The 22,504-nt window shown below is 35.3% G+C and carries 24 protein-coding genes; 9 read left to right on the top strand and 15 right to left on the bottom strand.

Translation table 11 applies throughout. The features are described from left to right. Positions 1 to 78 precede the first annotated feature (78 nt). The 5 genes from EK386_RS18025 to lplA all read right to left on the bottom strand — a co-directional run bounded on the left by EK386_RS18025 (position 79) and on the right by lplA (position 5,950). The gene (locus tag EK386_RS18025; RefSeq protein WP_126660572.1) at positions 79 to 2,010 is read right to left on the bottom strand and encodes an ABC transporter permease; all 1,932 of its coding nucleotides are present in this window, start codon (positions 2,008 to 2,010) and stop codon (positions 79 to 81) included. Continuing rightward, positions 1,982 to 2,758, bottom strand: a complete 777-nt coding sequence (locus EK386_RS18020) for an ABC transporter ATP-binding protein (RefSeq protein ID WP_126660571.1) — start codon at positions 2,756 to 2,758, stop codon at positions 1,982 to 1,984. The genes EK386_RS18025 and EK386_RS18020 overlap by 29 nt, the downstream gene beginning before the upstream one ends. Before the next feature lie 63 nt (positions 2,759 to 2,821). After that, positions 2,822 to 3,805: a sensor histidine kinase gene (locus EK386_RS18015; protein ID WP_126660570.1), complete on the bottom strand. Its 984-nt coding sequence runs from the start codon at positions 3,803 to 3,805 to the stop codon at positions 2,822 to 2,824. Further along, positions 3,805 to 4,509: a response regulator transcription factor gene (locus EK386_RS18010; protein WP_126660569.1), complete on the bottom strand. Its 705-nt coding sequence runs from the start codon at positions 4,507 to 4,509 to the stop codon at positions 3,805 to 3,807. Before EK386_RS18010 ends, EK386_RS18015 begins: the two co-directional genes overlap by 1 nt. 448 nt (positions 4,510 to 4,957) lie before the next feature. After that, a complete protein-coding gene (lplA, locus tag EK386_RS18005; protein ID WP_126660568.1) occupies positions 4,958 to 5,950 on the bottom strand; it encodes a lipoate--protein ligase in 993 nt (330 codons plus the stop codon). Between the two features lie 139 nt (positions 5,951 to 6,089). On the opposite strand from lplA, the gene yhfH reads away from it, so the two are divergent. After that, positions 6,090 to 6,215, top strand: a complete 126-nt coding sequence (gene yhfH, locus EK386_RS18000; protein ID WP_126660567.1) for a protein YhfH — start codon at positions 6,090 to 6,092, stop codon at positions 6,213 to 6,215. 413 nt (positions 6,216 to 6,628) lie between these two features. On the opposite strand, the gene EK386_RS17995 is transcribed toward yhfH, so the two are convergent. The 7 genes from EK386_RS17995 to hemE all read right to left on the bottom strand — a co-directional run bounded on the left by EK386_RS17995 (position 6,629) and on the right by hemE (position 13,742). Then, complete coding sequence (locus EK386_RS17995) at positions 6,629 to 7,141, bottom strand: FixH family protein (RefSeq protein WP_126660566.1); 513 nt, start codon at positions 7,139 to 7,141, stop codon at positions 6,629 to 6,631. Between the two features lie 3 nt (positions 7,142 to 7,144). After that, positions 7,145 to 8,530 (bottom strand): sensor histidine kinase, encoded by a 1,386-nt coding sequence (locus EK386_RS17990; RefSeq protein WP_126660565.1) that lies wholly within the window; start codon positions 8,528 to 8,530, stop codon positions 7,145 to 7,147. Beyond that, positions 8,527 to 9,213 (bottom strand): response regulator transcription factor, encoded by a 687-nt coding sequence (locus EK386_RS17985; RefSeq protein ID WP_126660564.1) that lies wholly within the window; start codon positions 9,211 to 9,213, stop codon positions 8,527 to 8,529. Before EK386_RS17985 ends, EK386_RS17990 begins: the two co-directional genes overlap by 4 nt. 3 nt (positions 9,214 to 9,216) lie before the next feature. Further along, a complete protein-coding gene (locus EK386_RS17980; protein WP_126660579.1) occupies positions 9,217 to 10,167 on the bottom strand; it encodes a YncE family protein in 951 nt (316 codons plus the stop codon). Between the two features lie 121 nt (positions 10,168 to 10,288). After that, on the bottom strand, positions 10,289 to 11,707 hold the full coding sequence (gene hemY, locus EK386_RS17975; protein WP_179966062.1) for a protoporphyrinogen oxidase: 1,419 nt from the start codon (positions 11,705 to 11,707) through the stop codon (positions 10,289 to 10,291). Positions 11,708 to 11,720: 13 nt separating this feature from the next. After that, positions 11,721 to 12,653, bottom strand: a complete 933-nt coding sequence (gene hemH, locus EK386_RS17970; RefSeq protein ID WP_126660562.1) for a ferrochelatase — start codon at positions 12,651 to 12,653, stop codon at positions 11,721 to 11,723. Between the two features lie 36 nt (positions 12,654 to 12,689). Beyond that, positions 12,690 to 13,742, bottom strand: coding sequence for a uroporphyrinogen decarboxylase (gene hemE, locus EK386_RS17965; RefSeq protein WP_126660561.1), 1,053 nt, complete (start codon positions 13,740 to 13,742; stop codon positions 12,690 to 12,692). Between the two features lie 488 nt (positions 13,743 to 14,230). Between hemE and EK386_RS17960 the strand changes: the two genes are divergently transcribed. Beyond that, positions 14,231 to 14,743 (top strand): antibiotic biosynthesis monooxygenase family protein, encoded by a 513-nt coding sequence (locus EK386_RS17960; protein ID WP_126660560.1) that lies wholly within the window; start codon positions 14,231 to 14,233, stop codon positions 14,741 to 14,743. Positions 14,744 to 14,783: 40 nt separating this feature from the next. Here EK386_RS17960 and EK386_RS17955 read toward each other — a convergent pair whose 3' ends face one another. Both EK386_RS17955 and EK386_RS17950 read right to left on the bottom strand, forming a co-directional pair. Beyond that, positions 14,784 to 15,992, bottom strand: a complete 1,209-nt coding sequence (locus tag EK386_RS17955) for an ABC transporter permease (protein WP_126660559.1) — start codon at positions 15,990 to 15,992, stop codon at positions 14,784 to 14,786. Further along, the gene (locus EK386_RS17950) at positions 15,985 to 16,725 is read right to left on the bottom strand and encodes an ABC transporter ATP-binding protein (RefSeq protein WP_126660558.1); all 741 of its coding nucleotides are present in this window, start codon (positions 16,723 to 16,725) and stop codon (positions 15,985 to 15,987) included. The genes EK386_RS17955 and EK386_RS17950 overlap by 8 nt, the downstream gene beginning before the upstream one ends. 108 nt (positions 16,726 to 16,833) lie before the next feature. Between EK386_RS17950 and EK386_RS17945 the strand changes: the two genes are divergently transcribed. From EK386_RS17945 to EK386_RS17920, 6 genes are all read left to right on the top strand, one after another. After that, entirely contained in the window at positions 16,834 to 17,259 is a 426-nt protein-coding gene (locus EK386_RS17945) for an HIT family protein (RefSeq protein ID WP_126660557.1), read from the top strand. A gap of 633 nt (positions 17,260 to 17,892) precedes the next feature. Continuing rightward, positions 17,893 to 18,426, top strand: a complete 534-nt coding sequence (locus tag EK386_RS17940) for a tryptophan transporter (RefSeq protein WP_126660556.1) — start codon at positions 17,893 to 17,895, stop codon at positions 18,424 to 18,426. A 347-nt stretch (positions 18,427 to 18,773) separates the two neighbouring features. Beyond that, positions 18,774 to 19,163, top strand: a complete 390-nt coding sequence (locus EK386_RS17935) for a YtxH domain-containing protein (protein ID WP_126660555.1) — start codon at positions 18,774 to 18,776, stop codon at positions 19,161 to 19,163. A 163-nt stretch (positions 19,164 to 19,326) separates the two neighbouring features. Next, positions 19,327 to 19,887, top strand: a complete 561-nt coding sequence (locus tag EK386_RS17930; protein WP_126660554.1) for an HTH-type transcriptional regulator Hpr — start codon at positions 19,327 to 19,329, stop codon at positions 19,885 to 19,887. 386 nt (positions 19,888 to 20,273) lie between these two features. Then, positions 20,274 to 20,816 carry a DUF3267 domain-containing protein gene (locus EK386_RS17925; RefSeq protein ID WP_126660553.1) on the top strand — a complete coding sequence of 181 codons (543 nt, stop codon included), beginning with the start codon at positions 20,274 to 20,276 and terminating at the stop codon, positions 20,814 to 20,816. A gap of 68 nt (positions 20,817 to 20,884) precedes the next feature. Then, on the top strand, positions 20,885 to 21,070 hold the full coding sequence (locus tag EK386_RS17920; protein WP_126660552.1) for a hypothetical protein: 186 nt from the start codon (positions 20,885 to 20,887) through the stop codon (positions 21,068 to 21,070). A gap of 156 nt (positions 21,071 to 21,226) precedes the next feature. On the opposite strand, the gene EK386_RS17915 is transcribed toward EK386_RS17920, so the two are convergent. Then, positions 21,227 to 21,328 carry a YjcZ family sporulation protein gene (locus tag EK386_RS17915; protein WP_126660551.1) on the bottom strand — a complete coding sequence of 34 codons (102 nt, stop codon included), beginning with the start codon at positions 21,326 to 21,328 and terminating at the stop codon, positions 21,227 to 21,229. A 134-nt stretch (positions 21,329 to 21,462) separates the two neighbouring features. Between EK386_RS17915 and EK386_RS17910 the strand changes: the two genes are divergently transcribed. Then, on the top strand, positions 21,463 to 22,356 hold the full coding sequence (locus EK386_RS17910) for a peptidylprolyl isomerase (protein WP_126660550.1): 894 nt from the start codon (positions 21,463 to 21,465) through the stop codon (positions 22,354 to 22,356). Positions 22,357 to 22,504 lie beyond the last annotated feature (148 nt).

The raw sequence follows: 22,504 nt of genomic DNA, 5'->3' as shown, positions 1-22,504 counted from the left end.
ACTAATAAAACAATAAATATTTGTATTTTATTACTTTTTATTCTACAAAAATACAATATTATTCTCTTTCATACATTTTCAATCTCGCACGTGAACTACATAGCGCCATCTAATTAAATAAAAATAGATGACTTGAATAACAATTAAAAAAGCAAAAGCGAAGACGAGTTCTTTAACAATTGAAATGTTCGCAATATCTTTTAATATTTTTTGAAGTGTTACAAAGGCAAATAAACTATGCGCTAGCGAAACGCCCCATGGCAAGAAAAACTGCGGGAAAAGGTGAGTTGTAACAAGTTTTTTTATTTCGCCATCGGATATACCCATTCGTTTTAATACATCGAATTTTCGCTTTTCGGATTCTAAATTTGTATGCAATTTAAAATAGATAAAGCTCCCAGCTGCAAGGACAAATACAGCAGCTACTAAAAGTCCTACTAACGTAAATAAGGAATAGGTAGATAATATATAAGAATAATTTAACCCTGCATTTTCAAAATAATATGGTAACAAATACTTTTCTTTTAAGTATTCTTGTGCAACATTATGCTGGATCGAAACGCCAACATCGGTAATTTCAATCCAGTGTGGTATATCGAATGTAAATAAATGATAACCAGGTTCCTCATCTGGAAAACCGCTATATGGGTTTGTAAGCTTTTGAAAATCCTCATCACTAATGATAATTGAATTTAAACTTACAATTGAGCTAGGAAAAATTAGTTTTGGATATACTTTGTCAATTTTTATTGGAATATTATTCTCCACTAGAATTGTATCCACGGACATTTTCGATAGTCTCTTCACCGAATTTTCAGAGTATGGAATAAACATCCCTTCCCCTTGCGATAAACGAACCATGGGATAACCGTAAGAAAACAATAAGCTGTTAATATCGGATTCCCTAAATACTTCAACTTCATATTTTGTAAAAGATGATGTTTGTTTTAGAACTGTAAAACGAGTAAGGTGGTACGATAAACCCTTTTCCTCTAACTCAGACACAATGGATGACATATGTTCATTTTCGTATGGATTATCAATATGTCCTTTATATATTAATCCTAGGGGGTTGAGCTTATCATATTGCGAAGTATAGGAAGATAAAGTAGCTAGCAATCCAACCGATAAAAATGCCAAAGTTGAAACCATTGTAACAACAAAAAACACTTTTCGATTATTTCTTAAAATAAAGGTTTGTTCTGCTAGTGGCAACATTCTTGATTTTTTCCAATAAACACTTTTCTTCTTTTTCAATTGTTCAACGATGAACTGGATCGTATCCGAAAAAAAGTAGTACGTACCAAATGTAATTAAAATCGGAATCAATAAAGTATAAGAAAGAAATGTTCCTCTAGTAATCATTAAAGCTAACAGATAGCCACCAACAATTAAAACAATCCCTAAAATTGCTTTATATTTTGTATAAGTAATATGAAAATGAACTTCTTTTGGTCCTTTCATTAGTTCGATAACCTTTTTTTCAGGTGCAAAGTATACACTAGCTAATGAAATAAAAATAAATGCACTTAAATAAACGACAAAAGTTAAAAGGAACGGTTCCCACGAAAGATATAATGGAAGCTCCTCCAACATTAATATTTCACGCACGATCATAAAGAAAAACTTTGTGAAAGAGTAGCCAAATAGTATACCCACTACAATTGAAACTGTACCAATAATAATCGTTTCAAGGAAAATCAATTTACTCAGTTGCTTTGTTTCCATTCCTAAATGAAGCAAAATACCAAATTCCTTTGACCTCGCCTCTAGAAAAGCTTTCATCGAATAAAAAATAAAAAACCACGTAAAAACGACTAAGATTATTTCAGCGATGACCATCCAAATCATCGGTACATTTCCTAAAAATCCATTTTCAATACTAGGATGGAACATAAGCATGGAATAAATAAAAAATACAAATACCGAAAAAAAGCTAGCCATAAAAAACGCGGCATATATACGAATATTGCGTACGACGTTACGGTAAGCGAATTGATGAAAGGTCACCTACTTGTCCTCCTCCTAAAAGACTCAGAACATTTAAAATACGTTGGAAAAACGTTTGGCGTCGATCATCACGATTGATTTCATTAAAGTACTCTCCATCTTTAATAAATAACACTCGGTCACAAAAACTTGCAGCAATTGGGTCATGGGTCACCATTACAATCGTTGCTTGTCTTTCTTGATTGATTTTACTTAACAGCTCAAGCACTTCTCGGGAATTATTTGAGTCTAGATTTCCAGTTGGTTCATCCGCTAAAATAATTGCTGGTTCATGTATTAAAGCCCGTGCAATGGCCACTCTTTGGGCTTGACCACCTGAGATTTCATTTGGTCTTTTATAGAGAATGCTCGTTAAATTTAATTTTTGAGCAAGCCTCTTTAAGCGCTCCTCCATCACTTCAACCGGTTGCTGATCTAATGTTAGAGGCAATATAATATTTTCCTCTACCGTCAACATCGGTAATAGATTAAAATCTTGAAAAACAAATCCTAATTGCCTTCTTCTAAAAAAGGCCAAGTCCGTCTTGTTTAGATTTTGTGGTTTTATGTAGTTGAAAATAATCTCGCCCGATGTCGGTTTATCGATTGTTGAAATTAAGTTTAAAAGTGTTGTTTTACCGCTTCCTGAAGGACCCATAATGGCGATGAACTCACCTTTTTGGACATCAAAACTAAGCTGGTTAATTGCACGATTTGTCACTTTTCCTTCATATACTTTTGTTATATCTCGAACTTGTAATATCGGCATATATACTCCCTCCTATGTCTGACCAAGTTGTTTCATCATACATAATTAAGCCCCTTCTTCTAACTAGGTTAAAAATGTAAGTGTAACGGTTGTTCCTACTCCTACTTCAGATTCGATCGATAAATTATGACCTAATTTTTCGCAAATCTCTTTTGCTAAATATAATCCCATTCCCGTTGATTCTCCGGTTTTCCGTCCATTTTCTCCCGTAAAAAAGGCCTTTGTGACTCTCGTTAAATCTGATTTAGGAATACCGATCCCTTCATCTCGGATGATTAATTGCACTTGAGAGTCCGTTTGATGTGTCTCTACATAAAGTTTCTTATTCGGCTCGAAAGTGTACTTCACAGCATTCGTAATAAATTGACTTAGTACAAATTTTAACCATTTTGAATCGCTGGCAACGTAAAGATTTTCTTCTATATTCATTTGTGGAAAGACTCGATTTGTTATAAATAAACGTTTGTTTTCATTTATTGTTGCACTGACAATTTGTTGTAAACTAACTTGCTCTACCTGCATGTCCTCTTCGAACTTATCAATTCTTGCATTCACTAACACCATTTCTAGACCCCGTTTTATGCGATCTACTTCTTCTTGAACACTTTTCTTTTCTAACGGACCTTCCTCTTGTAACAACAGCTCTAATACGGCAACGGGTGTTTTCATTTGATGAATCCACTGATTGAGAAATTCCTCTTGGCGCTTTTTCACGGCGTATAATGATTGTACTTCATCTTGATAGACACGATATAATTCATGGAAGTATTGTTCTGTTTGGCTATGCTCAATTGATTTTGCATTTTTTTGTAACGCATCTTCCATTGTAGTAGGTAAATTCGTTATCTTATTCAAATAACTTTGTCGTAAAAAATAACGTACACCTAAAAAAGAAACGATTAAAATAATGCTAATTGTTATCATATAAATAGCCGTATCGATATTTCTAAATCCATCTAAATAATACAAAAGCAATATAAAAAGAACTAAAATTAATTCAAAGATGACAAATGATATGTGCTCTTTTATGAATAGTTTTAGCCCCATTACATTTCCTCCGAACTTAAAACAAAACGATACCCTGCACCGCGCACTGTTTCGATGATGGAAAGAATGCCATAATCCACTAGTTTTTTGCGGACACGGGTCATATTAACATTTAACGTATTTTCATCTACAAACGCTTGATCATCCCATAATTCTTCTAAGAGCTTTTCACGGGTAACAACTTTTGGAGATTGTCCCATTAATAAATCTAAAATAATACATTCCTTTTTTTGAAGTGGGATTTCCACATCACGTATATGTAGCTCCATTCGTTCTAGAAATAACGTCAACTGTCCAAGAGTAATTGTTCGCTCCTCTTGTCGAGATGAATATTCTCCGTATGTCCGTCTTAAGTGACTCTTAATTTTCGCTAGCACAATTTCATAATTAAATGGTTTTGTAATAAAATCATCTCCACCATTTTCTAATGCAAAAATTTGATCCATTTCACCCGATCTTGCCGAAATAAAAATGATTGGGCATTTTGTATGTTGTCTTAATTGACGGCACCAGTAATAACCGTCATACGAAGGTAAATTGATATCAAGCAGCACGATATGAGGACTAAATTTTAAACATTCTTCCACGATATCTTCAAAGTTGTGTACAATTTCAACGTCATATTGATATTTACGTAATGTATCTGCTAATAGCGAGGCGATTTTTATATCATCCTCAACGATAAAAATTCTTGTGTTTTCCATTTCGTTCCCTCCTTTAAAAGAAGATTCATTCTATCTCTATTGTATCAAAAAATGGGAGTTTCTAATAAGTTCTTATAAATTGCAATAGTAGCTTTCGAAATAATAAAACCCGCTCTACTAATGGTTGCTAACAGGGTTTCGAAAAAAGTTGGCGTAGTGAGAGGACTAAGCACACAAAATAACACCGGCTAAACTTTCTATATTTATTCGCGGCTTACAGTGGTAGGCCGCGCCTTTTCAACTTAGATTATACTACCGAAATGTTATTATATCCTGTTGTTGCAAGGACCATTTTGATTGAAGCCCTGCCCACTCAAAAGCATCGATCGTAGAGGAAATTAATAGACTCCAAAAGCAAAAATGTACAATTCAAATTACATTGAATTGTACGTTGTTTTCCTTTTAGAACATCCCTATTTTCCTGCACCAAAAGCTTGCAACAGACGTTTTAATAAATTAATTGCAGAAAGTCTTCTTTTGTAATACCACCGAAATAATGGGCAATGTCAATTTCACTTATCGCTTTGGCGATTTCAGAACGATCGTACTTCACACCAAGTAAAAGTTTTTCAATCTCTTCAACATCCCCTACACCAAAGAAGTCTCCAAAAATTTTCGCTTCTTCAATGATCCCTTTGTTCACTTCTAAACGAATATCAATGCCACCAGATGGGAATCGATTCGTTTTTTGAATGTTAAAACGAGGTGATTTTCCGTAGTTCCATTCCCACGTTTGGTAACGTTCTTCAGAAATTTTATAGATTTTTTCCCAATCTTCATCCGTTAGCTCATAATATTGAATATTTTCTTCCCCGTCGAAAATAGATTTTAAAATCTCCATTCGGAATTGTTCAACCGTCATTGGTTCTTTTAAAAACTCAATAATATTTCCAACACGAGAGCGAACCGATTTAATACCTTTCGATTCAATTTTGTCTTTTTTCACCTTTAGTGCAGATACAACTGCATCGACATCTGTATCAAACATTAAAGTGCCATGGCTAAACATTCGTCCTCGCGTTGCATATTGGGCGTTCCCAGACACTTTACGTCCTTCTGCTAAAATGTCATTTCGACCTGAAAGTTCCGCATTGATTCCTAACTTTACTAAAGCATCGACAACAGGTTGTGTGAACTTCTTATAGTTATGGAAGCTATTGCCGTCATCTTTTGTAAGGAAGCTAAAGTTTAAATTGTTTAAATCATGATACACAGCCCCACCACCAGAGAGTCTGCGTACAACAATAATTCCATTGTCCTCCACATAATCTGTATTGATTTCTTCAATCGTATTTTGGTTTTTACCAATAATAATGGAAGGTTGATTGATATAGAACAGTAGGTAGTCATCTTTTTCAATATCCATGTTTTTTAATACATATTCCTCAATTGCTAAGTTAATTTGTGGATCGTTAATGCCTTTATTATCAATAAAATACACTGTTTTCACTCCCTCATTGTTTCATTTTACATTTTACAATATTTTTTTAATTTAGTGTTGACGAACGCCATCTGTTATAATACAATTACAAATAAGAAAACAGTATTATAACAGATTGTCCAAAAAGGAGGGGCTCGCAATGTTAGAAAACGTAGTTGAATTTTTCAAAAATCTACCTGATAAAGTTTGTGTTCAGTGTGGAGATAAAATTGAAGAACAAAGTGAATGCTATAGCAGCACTTGCGATAAATGTAACACTCTATAGTCGTTAATGGCATTGTCGATAAAGAGAGTTTAATCCCTAATTTTTGATGAACCTAAAAGTAAATAGCTTACATTAAAACCCCTCGAAAAGCACGCTCATGCTGATCGAGGGGTTCATTTTTATTATTAAAAAAATTAGAGAATTCCTATTAGACAAGAACAGAATATGTACATCTTCTTAAAGATACGGTAGCATAACTTAAATTAAGATGACGCGGCCTACCACTGTAAGTCGCGTACTATATCCGAGGGAATTAGTAAGTATTATTAACTGTGAGCGGGCCTTTCACAAAGCACAATGACAAGTCGTAAAGACATGTGCAACGTGGCTTTGCGGCTTGTGTGCTAAGCCCGCTCACCAAGCAATTCTTTTTAGGATTTTCCTTAGTAAATTTTTAAGTGTTATCCACAAATTTAATGACTATGATTCGTTTCACTTTCTTCGTGGGTTTCAGTCTCTTCATGATCATCCATGTCCATTGTGTTACTACTTTTATCTTCAAGCACTTTACTCATATCTGGATTGCCTACAATAATTTGTTGCTTCGGCATCACATGAAGTCCGCGCGCTGTTGTATGAGCAAACATATAATAAACACCATCATGATCAAAGGTAATATCTGCTTTATAAACTCCATCGCCATCTAATTTTCCATCAATCATTTGGGCATGATCTCTTAATCCAGATTCCCATACTTCAAATTTAACTGATTCTGCATCATCTACATTTTCACCATTTTGTGATACATGAGCTGCTAGTTCTACCGATTCATTAACAGCCACTTGTTCAGGCGTTAAAATATCTACTACCACTTCTAAAGCAGCTACATCAACTGGTTCATCGTTTGTATCAACCTCTGTTTCATTTGAAGAACAACCAACTAGTAATGCCGATACTGCCGCTAAACTTACTAACCATTTTTTCATCTTTTATTCCTCCATTAGTGGGATCGTCACACATACGGTTGTCCCAATCCCGACTTCACTTGTAATTGTTAAATTGCCTTTGTGCATTTTAACGAGCTTCTCGACGATGGCTAATCCTAGGCCACTTCCACCATCAGCACGACTTCTCGCCTTATTCACGCGGTAAAAACGTTCTGTTATATGAGGTAAATCATTTGCTGGAATGCCGATGCCTGTATCTGCAATTTCTAGAACAGCATTTCCCTTCGTTATTTTAGTCAAAATGGAAACATTTGAACCTTCATTGGAATAATGAATGGCGTTTTCAATGACATTTATTACTATTTGCTTTAACTTCTCTTCATTTCCTAAGACAATGATTTGTTCCTCGAGCATAGTTGTTATATGAATCTTTTTATTAGTAGCTTTTGAATTTAATAGATGGATAACCTCTCGAACTGTTTCGGCTAGTACAATCGGATACAGTTCAATTTGTTGTTCATTGGATGTTCTGGCCAATTCCAACAATTCATTCGTTAATTGTTCCATTCGGTTCGCTTCACGAGCAATTACTTTCATGGCCTCTTGCTTCTCTTTTTCACCGATAAAGTTTTGGGAAATGGCCTCACTATAACCTTTCACATAACTAATAGGCGTTCGTAATTCATGAGATACGGTAGCTAAAAAATTTTTTTGTGCTTCATCTTCATGTTCAATTGCAGCTGCCATTTCGTTAAACGCTTCCGAAAGTTTACCGATCTCATCTTTTGTAGAAACTGGGACCCTAGCTTTGTAATCGCCATCCGACATTTGCTCTACAGCATGTTGCAATTCATTTAACGGTTGCATAATATGGCGAATTCCTTTATAAACAAAAAATCCTAATACACAAGAAAATAGAATGGCACAGCAAATTAAAAACAACGCTTCTTGGTTTGCTAATTCGCTAATTTTTGCTAGTGGGTAATACATATAAAGAATCCCTTCTAGCCGATTTTGATCAGTCAACGGTAAAATGACCGATATAATTTGTCGTTCAAACCGTTGCTCATAGCCGATGTTTGTTACCGATTCTCCTTGAAGCAACTGTTGCCTTTCTTCAGGCCCAATTAATGCATCATAATCGATTTCAAAGGGCACACACGCACTTAGTTCTCGCGGATTTCGCACAGCAAATACATCAAAATTAGAATAGGCATTAAAATTTTCAACTTCCGCGATGAAGTCATCCGTTACTTTACCACCTTGGTATTGTGTACGAAGTTTTTCCCCCACTTCAATCAATGACGTTTGCGTATCTTCTACATAAAGTTGTTCATACAAATAATCCGTCAACACGTACATAAATAAAATTGTAAGCACTAGAAATAATGTAATGATTCCCCATATTTTTGTGGATAACTTTTTCATTTGCATTTCTCAAAGCGATAACCAATTCCCCAAACCGTTTGTATGTATTCGCTTGCTTCCTTCGATTCTTTTGCTAGTTTTAATCTTAATGTCTTTATATGTGTATCGACTGTCCTAGTGCCCCCTGCATAATCGATATCCCAAATGCGCTCTAGCAATTGTTCACGTGAATAGACGATGGAAGGATTTTGCATAAACAAATACAGAAGTTCAAATTCCTTTAATGTTAATGGCACACTTTGTTCATTCACTAATACTTTTCTTGACACTTCATCTAGCTTTATAGCTCCATACTCTAGCAGTTTTTGATTGACTGTATATTCCGTTGTTCTTCTAAGTACGGCATTAATTCGTGCAACCAATTCGCTTGACGTAAACGGTTTTACAATATAATCATCTCCACCAATTGTTAATCCTCTTACCTTATCTTCATTAGCATCTCGAGCTGTTAGGAAAATAATTGGAATGGAGGATCTTTTTCTTATATTTTCGCACACTGTAAAACCATCCTCACCTGGCATCATAACATCTAGCAATACAAGATCGACGTCATGTTCCTGTAAATAACGGTACGCCTCATTCCCATTGGAGACAGCGTATGTTTGGAAATTTGAATTCGATAGCATCATTTCGATTAAATTTCGCATATCTAGTTCATCATCAACGACTAACACAGTTGTCATATTCTAAACCTCCCTCACTAACAATTGAAATGGACCTTTTTCAGTTTCTATTGATTTTTGAATAGATTGCCCACTCAAATAATAGATTGTATGATCATCGTAGCCTGCGACAACTAATTCATCTTGAAATGTTGTGACGACAAATGGATTTGCACCTACTTCTGTTTTCCAAAGAAGTTCTCCTTGAACAGTAAATGCACAAAGCTCATTGGAACCATGATTCGTCACATAAATTGTATTCTCATTTCTTGAAAATCCGATTGGCATGATGGACGCCTGAAGTTGATTGATTACCTTTCCTGTTTCCAGATCCAATACGTCGATGGTTTGATTTGGTTTACTTCCTTCACCATGTCCACCAATCCACAACTGATTCATTTCAGGTAGAATTAATACACCATTTGAAGATTTATCGATTGTCCATTCATCTTTTACTGTCAGAGTAGCGATATCAATAACGGATAAAATCGTATCTTTATAATTCACCACGTAAAGGCTCCCATTATTAGAGGCCATTGACATCGGGTAATTTCGTAGTTTTAGTTCTTTCAATTCTTCAAACTGAGAATCGTAACTTATAACAGAATTGCGCTCACTGTTTGTTAAAAAGAGTAACTTCTCCTCTTTATCATAATACGCATTGGTTGTCCCAATCCCAGTCTCAATGTATCCTACCTGTCTACCAGTGGATAATTGAAAAATTTTAGCTTCATCTAATTGATGTCCGTATAAAATAATTTGATCTTGTCCAATTAGTTCTGCACCAGTATATGCTTTGTCTAGTTCCCATTTGGCAATAAGCTTTTTTGATGCATCATAAAATGTAATGGAAGGCTGTAAAATATTCACTGAAGCAACAAAAGAATGATGGTGATCAATTGGTGAAAACTCTATTTTATTACAGCCAGCTAATAGTGCAATTATAAACAGTATGAATAGATATACCTTTTTCATTTTCAACCATCACCCCCTAATCCTATAATACTTCAAAAATGTGAAGTTTTAATGAAATAAAAACGACAAGGATGTGTCCCAAATGATTGAGACACATCCTTGCATGAATGAGTGTTCTTTTTTAATTTAATTGGAATTGAAACATTTCTTCGAGCATTTCTAAAGCAGCCTTTTTTCCTTGCGCGATACAATCCGGTATACTAATTCCCTCATAGGAGCTACCGACTAAATTGATGTTGGGAAACTCCGAATATAATTGATGTTTAATCTCTTCCATTCGTTGGTCGTGACCTACCGTATATTGTGGCATGGACTCTTTCCAACGCGAAACAACGGTAAACAACGGTTCCTCACATAAACCAATAGCGGAATTTAAATCATTTAACACCGTTTTTTCAATATCATGATCTGACAATTCTACTATTGCCTCATCACCAACACGACCAATATATACACGAAGTAAATCATATCCTTCTGGCGCTACATTATTCCATTTATGATTACACCAAGTACACGTAGTAATGGCTAAATCACTATTCCTTGAAACATAAAAACTCATTGCATCTTTATATTTTTTCAACTCATTCTGTTTAAACGCCATTGTCACGGTTGCAATCGTTGCATAATTCATCTCTGGCACATCTTCAAGTAATCCATACCTGTTAAATATTGCTTTTGTGGCATTAAATGGTGTAGTCATAATTACTGCATCACATTTTAATGGTGCAATATTATTAAAATGAATATGGATTGTACCGTCTTTTGTTTTATCGAGCGACTCAACTTTCACACCTTTTAAAACGGTCTGGGGTACTAGTTTTGATTCCAAAGCTTCAATTAATGATTCAAGACCATTTGCAAAGGTTTGATACGTATCAATATGATTTTTACTATACGCATGCCCTGACTTTTTCATTCCGAGTATAAGACTACGGTACTGTTTCTCTAATTGATAAAACTGCGGGAACATAGATTGAATGCTTAAATGATCGATATCACCAGCAAATGTTCCCGCTAAGAGTGGTTCTACGAGGTTTTCTACAACTTCCTTACCAAACCTACGTCGAAAGAAATCCCCAATCGGTTCATCTTGTTCCTCTCTCGTTTTAGGTAGTAATAAATCTCCTGCTGCGCGAAGCTTGCCGCTTAGAGAAAATAAACCGGTTGTAATGAATGAGGAGACTTCAAGTGACCCACCATGCATAAAAATATTCGGAATGGGGTATAAGTCACTCCCTACAACAACGTAAGTTTGCCCATTGTTATTCGTTACCATTTCTTTTTCGATCCCTAAATCTAATGCTAACTCGCGGACACTTCCGTTATAGTCTAAAAATGATTCAGGACCGCGCTCGATAATGTATCCATCTTTTCTTAAAGTTTGGATTTTCCCACCTAGACGCAAAGAAGATTCGATTAAAACGACATCTACTGGCAAGTTTTTCTGTTGTGCAAAATTTTGTAAATAGAAGGCTGCCGTTAATCCTGTGATTCCACCACCTATAACGGCAACCTTTCGTCTACCTAAAGTCACCCTCATCACACTTCCTATATTAATTCGCTAATTTATTATATATAGCATCTATCATGGCATCGATAAATAATGGATGCGTATTAGGCATTGGAGGGCGGCGGTAATTCGCACCTAACTCATCACATACTACCTTACATTCATAATCATTATCATATAGCACTTCTAAATGCTCTGTTACAAAACCAACTGGAGCATATACAAATGAACGGAAACCTTTTTCTTCATAAAGTTCACGTGTTAAATCTTGAACATCTGGCCCAAGCCAAGGTTCTGGTGTTTGTCCTGCTGATTGCCAGCCAACTTCTACATGTTTAATTCCCGTTGCCTCTTGAATTAAACGTGCTGTCTCGATTAATTGTTCTTCATATGGATCGCCGGCCTGTTTAATTTTCTCTGGTAATGAGTGGTTTGACACAATTAAACATGCCTTTTCACGTTCTTCTTCACTCATCTCATCGAAGCTTGCTAAAGTTGCTTGCTTCCAATACTCAATGAATTTTGGCTCATTGTACCAAGATTCAACAGAAGTAATCTTCATTGAGCTACCTAATTTTTCAGCTGCTTCTTTTACACGACCGTTGTATGATTTAATTGAGAATGTTGAGAAATGTGGTGCTAATACAATCGTCACCGCTTCTTCAATTCCGTCTTTTACCATCGCTTCTACTGCATCTTCAATGAAAGGCTCAATATGTTTTAAACCAATATATAATTTATATTCCACTTCATCTTGCACTTCATTTAGTCTTTGTTGAAGAGTTTCTGCTTGTTTTTGAGTCATTTTGGCTAAAGGTGAAATCCCACCAATCGCTTTATAACGGCTTTTTAAATCTTCTAAATGCTCTTCAGATGGTTTACGACCGTGACGAATATGTGTGTAATATCTTTCAATATCTTCTTCCTTATATGGCGTACCGTATGCCATTACTAGTAATCCACGTACTGGTTTCATTGTTTTCACCTCAAAATTTTTCTACATTATATGATACTACAATTCATTCTTACTTACTTGTTCACGACTATACTCATGAATTAGCGTTGTTAGACGTTTTAGTACATCTGGACTCACTTCTGGGAATACGCCATGACCTAAGTTAAAGATGTGACCAGGAATTTCTAAACCTTGATCGATAATTGCCTTCGTACGTTGCTCAATAACAGACCAATCTGCTAATAGTAATGAAGGATCTAGATTTCCTTGTACAGCTTTTGTAACACCTAATTCACGCGCTTTTTTAATCGGCATACGCCAGTCAAGACCTACTACATCGATTGGCAGATCATTCCACTCGTTGATTAAATGACTAGCCCCAACACCAAATTGAATTAAAGGAACATTTTCTTTACGTAGCTCTGCAAAAATACGTGTCATAACAGGTTTAATGAATACACGATAATCTTCTACATTTAACGCACCAACCCAAGAGTCAAACACTTGAATCGCCTTTGCACCTGCTTCGATTTGAGCCGTTACATCCGCAATAATCATATCTGCAAGTTTGTCCATTAAAGCAAACCAAGCTTTCGGATATGTCACCATAAATGATTTAGTTTTGTTGTAATTACGTGAAGGACCACCTTCAATCATATAACTAGCTAAAGTAAACGGTGCACCCGCAAAACCAATTAGGGGTACATTTAATTGCTCTTCTGTCAAAAGTTTAATTGTTTCTAATACGAATGGTGTATGCTCTTTTGCATTAAATTCGCCAAGCTTTTCTACATCTTCCACTGTACGTATTGGATTGGAAATAACAGGGCCAACACCAGCTTTTATTTTTACATCAACGCCAATTCCTGGTAATGGTGTTACAATATCTTTATAGAGAATAGCAGCATCCACGTTATAGTTATCTACAGGTAATTTTGTAACATATGCACATAGTTCTGGTTGATGCGTAATTTCTTCAAGTGAATATTTCTCTTTAATTTTTCTATACTCGGGTTGAGATCTTCCAGCTTGACGCATGTACCATACAGGTGTATATTCTGTTCGCTCGCCTAAAGCCGCTCGCAATAAAGTATCATTAAACGTTTTCATTTTTGTATCTTCCCCTTAAAATAATAAGTTCAGTAGGGTGTTTGTTGTCCCTACTGATTATAAGTTGACAATTGGTCGTCAATAGCTCCGTTTTTTCACTTTTCATTTTCTAATATAGTAAAAAAAGGATAGCTATTCAAACGTACGAAACTTGAGGATATTTTTATTTTTCCTTCCAAGTATGTCTTTTTCCCGTAATTCCTACCCTATACTAATATTAAGATCCGTGACATCCGCCCGGGGCTTAATCTTCATTCAGCTAATATTTATTTGCTGAATGAAGATAAAACTATAAATTTATCATTGATATCCGTTTTCCAATATATACTTTTCATATATAATTGTATAGTTTTATCCACCAAATGTCATAAATTTGTTCGTTTAATACAATTTTTCAGCCATTATTTTTGACAAAAGGAGAAAAGAAAAGCGAAAGGCATTCGCCCAGCTCTGAAAACAACTAATTACAATAAAAAGGAGGAAATGATATGTATATTTATTTAACTTCTGGAACTCCAGAATTCATGGAAAAGGTTCGAAAAAAACATTCGAAGGAGAAAATGTTTGTGTTACATGGCTCTGGCAATTCAGTTCTTCTTCATGAAACAGAAGGTAAAACCGTGTTTGCAACACCACGAAAATTTGAAGTAATTGATAGTGTCAATGCGTTGGAACAAAAAGGGTATTTTGTATTGAATAACATTCCTGTGTCCGATGAAGGAAGACCGATTTTTGAAAAACGTTTTCTAAACCGCGCTCGGACAATTGAACAGGAACCTGGCTTTATTGCATTTCGACTATTGCGCCCCATTAAATCGGATACGTATATCGTGCTTACCCAATGGACCGGTCCTCATTCCTTTGAAGCTTGGAAAAATTCGAAAAACTTTACAGATGCTCATACGAAACAAGACGCTACACCTGGAGTAAAAAAACAAAACATCTTCAATGCAGCAAGCTATATTACAACCTATTCCGGGAAAGTATCGGATGAAAAATAAAAAGTGTTTTAAAGGCGATAGCTGCCTTTAAAACACTTTTTTAATAGGAAAAGTCATTATTCGAAGGGTCTTTAGAAAATTTAAATGTGATTTCACTTAAAACTAAAACAATAATTGCCGGGACAAAAAATAACGGTTGTCCAATTGAGCAAAACAACACGATGAACGCCTGTACAAGCATAAAAAGTCGTAGTAATTTTTGTACCGCATCTTTTCTTTGATTTTCTTTTACTGGATACAATCGATCCATTCGAAAATCACTTGAAGATAATAATGCATATTTTAATTGAAGAGTCGTAGCAAAAGCCAATGCCCCTGTAATGACCCATGTAACAATCGGAATATTAACAATCAATGCAACAACACCAATAATAGCCGTTAGTCGCACCCATAAGTAAAAGTGATCGTCCGTTCGGATAAACGTTCGAAATACTAAATAGCTTTGCGTATTCTTCTTTCCAAAAGGAACAAGGTTATACACAAAATTTAACCAACCTCGACGGCGAATGGACCCAGTTAAATGAGGGACATCTGTAAAATAGTTGGCAAATCGATAAAAGCCCATCATCCGATTTTGTTCTAAATTCACAAAGTGCTCGTAAGGAATCGGCAATGTTTTCACCTTTTTTTGAAGTGCCGTATTGTAGGCAATTAATAAAACAATCAATATTACTGCAAGTGCGATGTTCCAATTAAGTACGAAATAGATTGTTAATATAGAAAGAACTGCTCTAACAATGCGATCAACGACAGTATTAGCGCCTCGATTACTATAGCGATAATTAAATTCAATTTGAACATTTACGTACTTTAGTAAAAGGATAAAAATAATCCCAATCCAAATTTGCGTTGAGGATAATTCCGTTACTGTATTTAATAATGGAATCGCCGCAATGTAGACAACTGCTGGTAGTCCTAGTTGCGACCAAAATGTGTAAGTAAGAGCCTTTTTAAAATAGCGCATCATACTGGATTCTAATGGTAATAAATACACTTGGTCTGGTTGTCGCAAAAGTGTTACAGGACGACTTAAAGCTAATATAACCCCCGCTACGATTGCGACAATCCATTCTGCTGGAAACGTATCCGAAACTACCTTTAACCACTCGCTATATTGATATCCGACTGCCCCGATGACAAATACTAAAACCAATGCCAAATGCCCAGTAAATACAAAGCGCATATATTTTTGCACTTCTGTCATATAGTGATTAAATCGCTTTGACCACACTTCCTGCAAATTATTCATTGTCTTGCTCCTTTGTCATCGCGATATACAAGTCATCGAGTGTGGCATTCGGCATATTAAAGCTTCTGCGTAAATCGTTCATTGTTCCTTGTGCACGAACTTGTCCTTCATGAAGCAGGATAATGCGGTCACAATGCTTTTCTGCTGTGGACAAAATGTGCGTTGACATAAGAATGGAAGCCCCATCTTTTTTCTTTTCATCCATTTGATCTAGTAACGATTGAATTCCTAATGGATCCAGTCCAACAAACGGCTCATCAATAATATATAACTTCGGGTTTACTAAAAAAGCACACATAATCATAACCTTCTGACGCATCCCTTTTGAAAAATGCGACGGGAACCAGTTTAAGCGCTTTTCCATACGAAACTCTTTAAGCAACTGTTCAGAACGTTGTGCGAGCGTTTTTTCATCTATGTTATAAGCCATTGCCGTTAATTCTAAATGTTCTTTTAACGTCAATTCATCGTATAATACCGGTGTTTCTGGAATGTACGAAAAGGAAGAACGGTATTGATCGATATCTTCATTTAATGTCACACCATCTAAACGAATTTCCCCTTTTTGTGGAAGCAATGTACCAATAATATGTTTAATTGTAGTACTCTTCCCTGCTCCATTAAGCCCAATTAATCCAACAAGTTCCCCTTGTTCAATCGAAAATGTTAAATCTTTAATGACTGGTTTACGTGTATAACCACCTGTAACATTTGTTAGTTGTAACAATGCCATTTTTTTACGTCACTCCTATTCTTTCTACAGTTTAACAAAAAATGCGAATGTTATCAGTTGTCATATGGTAAAATAGAGAAAAAACATGTACTAGAAAGGATGTTTTCTATGAGCGATTGCATTTTTTGTAAAATTATTGATGGGTCTATTCCTAGTGTAAAAATTTATGAAGATGAGAATGTTTATGCATTCATGGATGTTGCACCTTTAACGAAAGGTCATACATTGCTTGTACCAAAACAACACGTAAAAGATTTATTCGATATGCCAGAAGAAGTGGCTAGAAATTTATATGCCGTTGCACCAAAAATTGCGAATGCCATTAAATCCGCTTTCAATCCAGCTGGCATGAATACAGTTAACAATAATGGCGCTTTCGCTGGACAAACTGTGTTCCATTATCACCTACACTTCATCCCTCGTTATGACGAAACAGATGGATTAGGTTTCAAATGGGAAACAAAACAAAACGAATTTACACCAGACACTTTACAATCGGTAGCAGCACAAATAACAGAAACTCTAAATGCATAATAATACAAAATGACGCAGCCAATGAATTTGGTTGTGTTTTTTGTTTTATGATTTTCACTTCTAGACATCTAGTATAATTTAAGTAAAACACTGAATTAGTTATGCACTTACTAAAGGGTTTACAGAACGACATTCGTTTTAAGCAGACGCGGCCTACCACCGTAAGCCGCGCACCATCTTAAGATACTTTAGAAGGCATTATTATATGTGAGCGGACCTTTCACAAGCACAAAGACAAGACGTAAAGACACGTACAACGTGGCTTTGCGGCTTGTGTGCACAAGTCTGCTCACAACTCCAACTCTATAAGTAAATATAATAAGTATATTTTTACAAAGTGAAACTTCAATCAGTGGGGGGTTTTCTTCATCCCCCACTGATTGTTAGTTGAACCAATCGGGCTTTTACGGGCAGTTGATCTCCCACTTATCTTTTTCGCTTCACTAAAATCTTGAAGTGGGAGTCTTACTGCCCGTTAATGCGGGATAAATAATTAAATTTTATATCCCTATCATTCTATTACACCATGTTGCAAAATATTAGCTTTACCTTTAAAATCATAGTAAGTTTCGCTAACGGCAATGAGTGCACGTTAGGAAATGAAGAGCATAGAATTGTAGAGGAGAGATTGAGATGAATACGAAGAATCTTGTTTTAATGGCACTTTTAGTCGGTGTAGGGGCAGCACTTTATTTGATTATCCCAGGTTATGGTGAAGGTATGAAACCAGATTTCATGCTAACAATGATGTTCATTGGGATTTTACTATTCCCTACCTTTAAAGAAACATTTTTATTAGCAATTGCAACTGGCTTACTTTCAGGATTATTTTCAACATTCCCTGGTGGTTTTGTACCAAATATTATTGATAAACTTGTAACAGGTATTGTATTCTTTGTCATTGTTTTAGCCCTTCGTCAAGTAGCTCAAAAAACAGCTGTAAGCGCAGTGTTAGTAGGTCTAGGAACAATACTTTCAGGATCTACATTCCTATCAATGGCATTACTTCTAGTTGGTTTACCAGGCGGAGCTGCATTTAGCGCATTATTTATTGCCGTTGTATTACCAGCAGTTGTACTGAATGCAGTTGCATTTATTATCATCTACCCGATTATCACAGGACTGTTAAAACGCTCGAAATTCACTACAGCCGTATCTCAAGCGTAATAAGAAAAGCGAAAGCGGCTCGTCCAGCTCCGCCAGACACTGGAGACTTTTGACAAGCATGCTTGCATGTGCAGGAGAAAGTTGAAGTGGCCGAGGAGCTAGCCGCTGTAGCTAGACATTATCTAAACTTTAAAATTTAATATTTTTATCCTATAAAAGTGTAGACAAAGTCGTATGTTGGCTTTGTCTACACTTATTTTTTCGACTCTTTTTACTTGCGAGACTCTTCGAAAAATTATAAATAGCAACTTTTTTAAAATGTCGTTTCGTGGTTTAATATGGATATAATAGGAGAATTCTATATAAAGTACAATCAATTGATAAATACACAAAAGGAGATGTACAAAATGCGCGCCAAACCATTTTTAATCGGCTTATCTACAGGCATCATCGGAGGAATCACAACAATTTTACTTACAACTCCTCAGAGTGGCCAACAACTTCGCTCGAATATCGCACTAAATACTAAAAAAGCAAAAGCAAATTTAGTAGAAATCGCAAAACATACAAGCAACTTAAAAGATGCTACTTTCACTTTAAAAAATGAAGTGCAAAATAATATACCAAAAGTAATTCACGAATTAAAAGATTCAGTTTCCAATTTTAAACAAACAATAGAACCTGATGCAGTAAAGTTGAAAGAAGAATTGGAAGGTTTACAGAATTCTATCGCTAAAATCGAGAATAATTTATCAGAAATCAATAATAAAAAGAGCGATCCACCTCAAATTCAGTAAGTCTAAATACCTAAATATAAATATTATTTTTATTAATTTTCAACCTTTTTATCTAAATTAATAACATTTTTAAAGCACATTTCAATTATTTAATTTTTCTAACTTTAAACTTTTTTCTTTTATTGCTATAATATTTTCATAATGTTAATGAAAGAAGAAGGTGATGGCTTTGTCTGAAGAAAGTTATACTATGAAAGAGGCAATGCTTTATAGTCAAAGAATTGCACAATTATCAAAAGCACTTTGGAAAGCAGTAGAAAAAGACTGGCAACAATGGATTAAACCTTATGATTTAAACATCAACGAACACCACATCTTATGGATTGCTTTTCATTTAGAAGGCGCATCTATATCGGATGTTGCTAGATTCGGCGTAATGCATGTATCAACGGCATTTAATTTTTCGAAAAAGCTTGAAGAACGAGGCTATTTAAAATTTTCGAAGCGTGATGATGATAAGCGCAATACGTATGTTGAATTAACAGACGAAGGTGCGAATTTAATCTTACTGATGTACGATCATTATTACGACACGGAACATTCTATTTTAAGTGGATCTCTAGCTTTAAGAGAATTGTATGGTAGATTCCCTGAATTTTTAGACGTAATGGCTGTCATTCGAAATATTTACGGTGAAGACTTCATCGAAATTTTTGAACGCTCATTTAAAAACTTTAAAGAATCGATTGTGGAAGAAGAAGAAAAGCTAATCGTTAAAAGATAATCGCAATGTTATGGTATGAATAGGTTTCCTTAGTGGAAGATTGTGAGTGTAGCGATACACTCTTTTTTCTATTAGTAGCATAAATTTCTTAACAAAGTTTGTAGCAATTTGCCCTTATTTCATTTACAATAACTTCACTAATAAGAAAAGCGGAGGTGGCTCGCCCAGCTCCTGAGAAACTGGCCGACAAAAACGCCACATCCTATGGCATTGTCGGCACTCGTACATCCTTGTATTTCGGAGACTTTCGACAAGCGTGCTTACATGCGTAGGAGGAAGTTGAAGTTTCGAAAAGAGCTAGCCACTGCAGCTAGACAATAAGAAAAATGGAAGTGGCTCGCCCAGCTTTCAAAAACATCTTTCATTACTCAAAAGGGGTCTTACTTGTGCATTGTTGGAAAACGATTAACATTAAAACTGAGTACGGTTCAACATGGTTGACTATAGTGACTATTGCTATATTTGTCATTATCTTTTCATTTTCCTTTACCCTATTCAGTCGTATCCATCCTTCATTTTACCAAGATGATTTTTTATGGATTTTAATATTAGGTATGTTGGCTCTTTACCCATTGCACAAGTTAACCCATTATTTTTCATTATTCGGTTATCATAAATCTGTTAAATTGCGTATTCGAATTGAATACCTTTTCATTCCAATCATTCAAATGCGCATTAAGAAAGAAATTCCGAAAAATCGTTATATTTTTACTTTATTAGCACCTGTTATTGCCATTAATGGCGGGTTACTTTTACTAATTGTGGTATTTCCACAATTTACTCACTTTTTATGTTTACTACTATCGTATCATTGTAGTATTTGCTTAATAGACATATTATATGTTAAAAATTTAATAGCCGCGCCAAAAAATGCAGTCATTGAAGAAACGCCAAAGGGCTATGAAATATTAGTGCCAACAAACGTTTAAAACTATACGATATACTTGAATTTAATTAACATTTTTTGTTATTCTTGAGAAAGAGGGGAGGAATAGGCTTGCTTCTTTTAGTTGTAGTGCTATTCTCAATGTTTTACTTATTCCAAATAAATCGAATGACGTATGCTCTGGTATTACAAAAAGAAATACCAGAAGAAAAACACGCAAAAATATTCCGCACAATAAATGTACTTATTACCATTTTATTAGTATCCTTTTATGTAGAAATTTCTGTTGCAATGTAGAAATGCAACAATACGCTTGGTAGCTAGACATATGTAGTAAGAGAGGCTGTTCTTTTTCGGGTTAAGCTAACAAAATATGAGGATCCTGTCATTAGAAAGTAGAAGAGCTAAAGGCAATTACCTTTAGCTCCTCCTTTGTTCCGTTATTAATGTGTATTAGTAGATATATGCTGCACCAACAATAATTAATAAGATGAACAGAACAACTAATAGCGCGAAACCATTTCCGTATCCGCCACCGTAGCTACCGCTTCCCATCACGACACCCCCTTTCAAAGACTATATTATGCAGGTGCGTTACCCATATCTAGGCACATAACCGCAACCATTTTGTTTTGTGCGCGTTTATGTTATAGTACTTATTGATTCAATTCATGTTAGGAGAGTAAAAAATGAAAAAATCAGTATTAGGATTAACACTTGCTACTTCCCTGTTCCTTGCAGCATGTAGCTCAGGTGATGAAGTAGTAGTATCAACAACTTATGGAGATATTACGAAAGATGAATTTTACGAAGAAATTAAAAATCTTGCTGGGAATGCGCTATTAGAACAAGTCGTTATTGAACAAATTTTAGAAAATAACTACGAAGTGACAGATGAAGAAGTCAAAGAGCAATTAGAATCCGTAAAAGCTCAATATGGCGATCAATTCGAATCTGTTTTAGCTGCAAACGGTCTTTCTGAAGAAGCATTCGAACAAAATATCCGTTTCTCAATTCTTCAAGAAAAAGCGACAAAAGATGTTGAAGTAACAGATAAAGAAATTGAAGACTATTATAACCAAGCTAAATATGAACTTAAAGCGCGCCATATTTTAGTTGCGGATCAAGAAACAGCAAACACGGTTGTAGCAAAATTAAAAGCTGGTGGAGATTTTGCAGCATTAGCTAAAGAATATTCTACAGACACTTCTAACGCATCAAACGGTGGTGACCTTGGCTGGTTCACAGTTGGCACAATGGTACCAGAATTTAACGACGCTGCTTACGCTTTAGAGTTAAACAAAGTAAGTGAACCTGTTCAAACACAATTCGGTTACCACATTATCGAAGTATTGGACAAGCGTGAAGTTGAAGGTTACGGTAAATTAGAAGACAAAAAAGACGAAATTAAAGAAGCAATCGCTGCTACAAAAGGTGATTGGAATGCAAAAGTAGCTGAACTTATTAAAGATGCGAAAATCAACATTAAAGATGAAGATTTGAAAAATGCTTTAGATACGTATCTTTCTAAAGAAAAAGAAGCTGACAAAGACGCAGACGCTAAAGAAGAAGAGAAAAAATAATAATAAAATGCCGTGTAGACATCTGTTTACACGGCATTTCTTATGTTTAGATTGTAAGCCCGTAATCAAATAACGCATATTATCTGATCACACCTCCCGGTACCATAAAGGTATGAAATTCAAAGGAGGTGTTTTCTTATGCCAACAA

The sequence above is a fragment of the Lysinibacillus antri genome (assembly GCF_003977595.1).
GTDB lineage: Bacteria > Bacillota > Bacilli > Bacillales_A > Planococcaceae > Ureibacillus > Ureibacillus antri.
The sequence above is the reverse complement of the archived record's forward strand: the minus strand, read 5'-3'. Positions and strand labels throughout refer to the sequence as shown.